This window comes from Candidatus Methylomirabilota bacterium, assembly GCA_036002485.1.
Taxonomy (GTDB): Bacteria; Methylomirabilota; Methylomirabilia; order Rokubacteriales; family CSP1-6; genus AR37.
The window spans coordinates 1-4,194 of sequence record DASYTI010000112.1 but is presented as its reverse complement, the minus strand read 5'-3'; the positions used below and the strand labels follow the sequence as shown (position 1 = coordinate 4,194).

The window sequence follows — 4,194 nt, the reverse complement described above, 5'->3', positions numbered from 1 at the left end:
GTTGGTCCAGGCCCCGAGTCCGCCCTTGAGAATCTTGACGTCCTTGAATCCCAGCTTCCTCAGGTCGCGCGCCATACTGGCGCTCGTGTGCTCGTCCACTCAGGTGCAGTACGCGACCACCGGGCGCGAGGTATCGAGGTCGAGGCCGGCCACGCCCCCACTCTTGAGCTCCTCCGGCGCGAGCCGGATCGAGCCGGGAATCTTGATGGGCATCTTGTCGTAGGCATCCTGCTGTCGCGTGTCGAGCACGATGGGTTGCTTGCCTGCCTCGATTAGCTTGAAGATCTCCGACGGCCCGACGCGGTAGCGGTTCTTCTGCCAGCGGAAGAGGAGCTGGCCGCCGTAGCCTCCCGCCGACACCAGCGTCACGCCGATGGTGACCCAGAACCACGGGAAGGGTTTCGGGGGCGGGTTCTTGACCTTCTCGATGGCCTCGCCGAGCATGCGCTTGACGTCGGTGAGGCCGGGCTGGATCTTGTCGGCGTCCTCGAACTTCCGCTTGGCCGTGTGCCAATCATCGGAGAAGAACGCGCGCAGGCCGGCGAACCAGACCGGATTGAACTTGCCCTGCTCGTTGATCTTGAGGGGCGTGTCTTTCACAAAGTCTTTCACGGCCTGGGATGGGATGATGAAGTTGAAGCCCTGCACGATGCTGCCCTCGGGCCCCGGCGCGAGCGACACGAAGGTGAGCACGCCGAGCAGCTCGGCCTTGAAGTTGACGGCCGGCCCTCCCGAATTGCCCCACGCCGCGGGGGCGTCCGTCTGGATCACCGGGTGGTTGGCGCTGTCCTTCTGGAAGGCCGAGATAGCGCCGTTGGTAACCGAGGCCTCGACGGTGGCCGATTTGTTCAGAAGCTCGTGAGACAGGACCACGCCGGGGAAACCCAGGATGCGGAGCGGATCACCGATCTGCGCCGCCGTGGAGTCGGCGAGCGGCAGCATTGGATACGTGCCGTCCGGCACTTTGAGGATGGCCAGGTCCCGTCCCGACATGCCGCCAAGCTCGGCGCTGACGGGCGGGCTGTACTTCTTGACCTCGCCCTTGAGGCGCAACCCGCTCGAGAGCACCACGGAGATCGACGGAGTGATGTTCACCTTGGCCGTGGGGAGCACCTTGTCGAGGAGGCGCCGTTTGATGGCGTCCTCTTTGTCGGGGCTCTCGCCGGGCTGCATCCTCACGGCCTGCATCGCGGGGCCGAGGCAGGCCGCCGTGACCGCCCGCTGCGCTAGCTGGTTGACGAGCCAGCGCGGCACCTCGTGGGCGGGCTGGACGACGTGGCCATTGGTGATGACCCAGCCCGTGGGATCGATGAACCAGCCCGTGCCAGTTTCGCGGAAGACCATTGGGTCCGGGCCTTTGAACTGCCCGCCAGGAGCGCGAGGCGTGATCGTCTGGACGCCGTCGGCGCAGTTGAGCGTCACCTCCGCGGCGACCTCGGATATCACGAGCACGGTCGCCGGCTTGGCCCGCAGCACAGTCTCCTGGACGGAGAGCGGCTGCTGGGCATGGGCGTGAGGCGTCCAGACCGCCCCGGTGAGGAGGCCCAGGGCCAGCGGAATCACGAATCGGCGTATCATAGGGCCACTGTTGGCCATTCTATACCATGAGGGCAGCGCATGAGCCGTCAGATCGGGGACGTGCCGACCCGCACATTCAACCCTGGCGACGTGATCTTCAAGGAAGGTGACGACGCCAAGAGCGAAGCCTTTCTGATCCACCTGGGCAAGGTGGAGATCCGCAAGAACCTGGGAGGCGAGGAGAAGCTCCTGCGCGTGCAGAGCAAGGGGGAGCTCCTGGGCGAGTTCGCCCTCTTCCGGAATATCCCGCGCTCGGCCACGGCCATCGCCGCCGACGCCGTGACGCTCATGGTCATCCCGGCCAACCGCCTCGACGCCATGGTCCGCACCAATCCGGGGCTGGCCATGGCCATCATCAAGGACCTCGTCAGCCGCATGCTCGCCGCCGAGGATCGCGCGCGCGAAGCTGAAGAGCGCGCTCGGAAGGCCGAGGAGCGGGCCGAGGATCGCGCGCGCAAGGCCGAGGGAGGAGCGGGCGCCCCCGGCGCCTCGTAGCTCTCGAGGCTCCTAGCCTGGACTATTCGCGGGACAACGCCACCCTGGTCTACTCAGCCCTCGCCTCGCGGCTGCGCCGCTTAGCTCGAACTGCGGCCCTCTCCCTCTCCGAGGGAGAGGGATTTATTTTGATCCCTCGCCCCCGCAGGGGGAGAGGGCAGGGTGAGGGGGAGGCCAGGATGCGGTACGCGCGCTCGTGAATAGTTCGCGCTAGAGAGCCGAGCCGAAGGTGTCCGCGGCGAGGCCGGCGATGTGGCGACCGATGGCGAGGGAGGCGGTGGCCGCCGGCGAGGGGGCATTGACCACGTGGACGGCGCCCTCGGTGACGCTGATCTTGAAGTCGTCCACGAGGGCGCCGGTGGGCGCCACCGCCTGGGCGCGCACGCCAGCCCCGCCCCGCTCGATGTCGGCCTCGCGAATGTCCGGCACCAGCTTCTGCAACGAGCGCACGAAGGCCGACTTGCTCGCGGAGCGATACATCTCGTAGGCGCCCATCTTCCAGTAGCGGGCCGCCATCGACCAGAAGCCGCGATAGCCGAGCATCCCGAGCACTTCCCCGGGCCTGACCGTGCCGAGGGTATAGCCTTCGCGGGCGAAGGCCAGCACCGCGTTGGGCCCCGCCTCGACGTCGCCGTGGACGGTGCGGGTGAAATGGACGCCCAGAAACGGGAACTCGGGATCGGGCACGGGGTAGATGAGGTTCCGCACGAGGGAGCGGCGCTCGGGCCGTAGCATGTAGTACTCGCCGCGGAAAGGAATGATGCGGACCTCGGGCTGGATCCCCATGAGCCGGGCCACTTCGTCCGAGTAGAGACCCGCGCAGTTGACGAGGAAGCGGCTCGAGAATGCCCCGCGGGGCGTCTCCAGGACGAGCCCCCGCCCCGTCCGCCCGATGGCCGTCACCCCCGCCGACGTCATGATGTCGACGCCGCGTTTCTCGAGCAGCTCGCCCATCTTCCCGGCGACCTGGATGTAGTCCACGATGCCCGTCTCGGGCACGACGATGGCGCGCACGGCCTGGCAGTGGGGCTCGATGCCCCGCACCTCCTCGGCCTCGAGGATCTTCAGACCCGAGAGGCCATTGGCCTGGCCGCGCTCGTAGATGCTCTGCAGGCGCGGGAGCTCCTGCTGATCCGTGGCCACGATGAGCTTGCCGCAGGGCTCCCAGTGAATGCCGTGCTCGGTGCAGAAGGCCTTCATGAGCCGCGCGCCTTCCACACAGAGCTTCGCCTTGAGCGAGCCGGGCTTGTAGTAGATGCCCGAGTGGATGACGCCGCTATTGTGGCCGGTCTGGTGCGCGGCGATCTTCGGCTCCTTGTCCAGGATGGTGAGCCGCGCGCGGGGGTAGCGGTCGGTGAGGGCCATGGCGGTGGCCAGCCCGATGATGCCGCCGCCGATGATCGTGATGTCCGAAGTCTGGTTCACGGCGGGCAGAATAGCAGCCTCGGCTGCCCTTGGCCAGACGATGCTAGACTCGCGGGCCATGGACCTCGAGTTCCTCATGGTGCCGGGCGCCCCGCCTCCACCGCCCACCGCCCCCTATAGCCACGCCGTCCGCGCGGGGGACTATCTCTTCGTCACGGGACAGCTCGGGGTTGATCCCCAGACGGGCGACCGGCTCGTGCCGGGGGGCATCGTCGAGCAGACGCACCAGGTGATGCGCAATCTCCAGAGCGTGCTCACGGGCGCGGGCACGAGCCTCGAGCGGGCCGTCTTCGCGCGCGTCTACCTCGTGAACTTCCAGGACTACGCGGCCATGAACGGGGTGTACGTCACGTACTTCAAGCCCGGGCGGCTCCCCGGCCGCACCTGCGTCGGCGTCACCGGCCTGGCCCTTGGTGGGCTCGTGGAGATCGACCTTATCGTCAAGCCCTAGCCCAGACCACCCCTCACCCTGCCCTCTCCCCTGACGGGAGAGGGATGATTTAATTTTCCTCTGGCAGAGACTTCTATCTCTCCCCTGACGGGAGAGGGATGATTTGATTTTCCTCTGGCAGAGACTTCTATCTCTCCCCTGACGGGAGAGGGATGATTTGATTTTCCTCTGGCAGAGACTTCTATCTCTCCCCTGACGGGAGAGGGATGATTTGATTTTCCTCTGGCAGAGACTTCTATCCCTCT

5 protein-coding genes are annotated in these 4,194 nt (G+C 66.6%); 2 read left to right on the top strand and 3 right to left on the bottom strand.

The window, feature by feature from the left end:
* Positions 1 to 99: 99 nt before the first annotated feature.
* On the bottom strand, positions 100 to 1,563 hold the full coding sequence (locus VGT00_11760; protein HEV8532086.1) for a trypsin-like peptidase domain-containing protein: 1,464 nt from the start codon (positions 1,561 to 1,563) through the stop codon (positions 100 to 102).
* A 54-nt stretch (positions 1,564 to 1,617) separates the two neighbouring features.
* On the opposite strand from VGT00_11760, the gene VGT00_11755 reads away from it, so the two are divergent.
* On the top strand, positions 1,618 to 2,073 hold the full coding sequence (locus VGT00_11755; protein ID HEV8532085.1) for a cyclic nucleotide-binding domain-containing protein: 456 nt from the start codon (positions 1,618 to 1,620) through the stop codon (positions 2,071 to 2,073).
* A gap of 210 nt (positions 2,074 to 2,283) precedes the next feature.
* On the opposite strand, the gene lhgO is transcribed toward VGT00_11755, so the two are convergent.
* On the bottom strand, positions 2,284 to 3,498 hold the full coding sequence (lhgO, locus tag VGT00_11750) for an L-2-hydroxyglutarate oxidase (GenBank protein ID HEV8532084.1): 1,215 nt from the start codon (positions 3,496 to 3,498) through the stop codon (positions 2,284 to 2,286).
* 40 nt (positions 3,499 to 3,538) lie between these two features.
* On the opposite strand from lhgO, the gene VGT00_11745 reads away from it, so the two are divergent.
* Positions 3,539 to 3,949: a RidA family protein gene (locus VGT00_11745; protein ID HEV8532083.1), complete on the top strand. Its 411-nt coding sequence runs from the start codon at positions 3,539 to 3,541 to the stop codon at positions 3,947 to 3,949.
* Here VGT00_11745 and VGT00_11740 read toward each other — a convergent pair.
* Positions 3,946 to 4,194: hypothetical protein (locus VGT00_11740; GenBank protein HEV8532082.1), on the bottom strand; the 249-nt coding region annotated here is incomplete at its 5' end. The genes VGT00_11745 and VGT00_11740 overlap by 4 nt on opposite strands.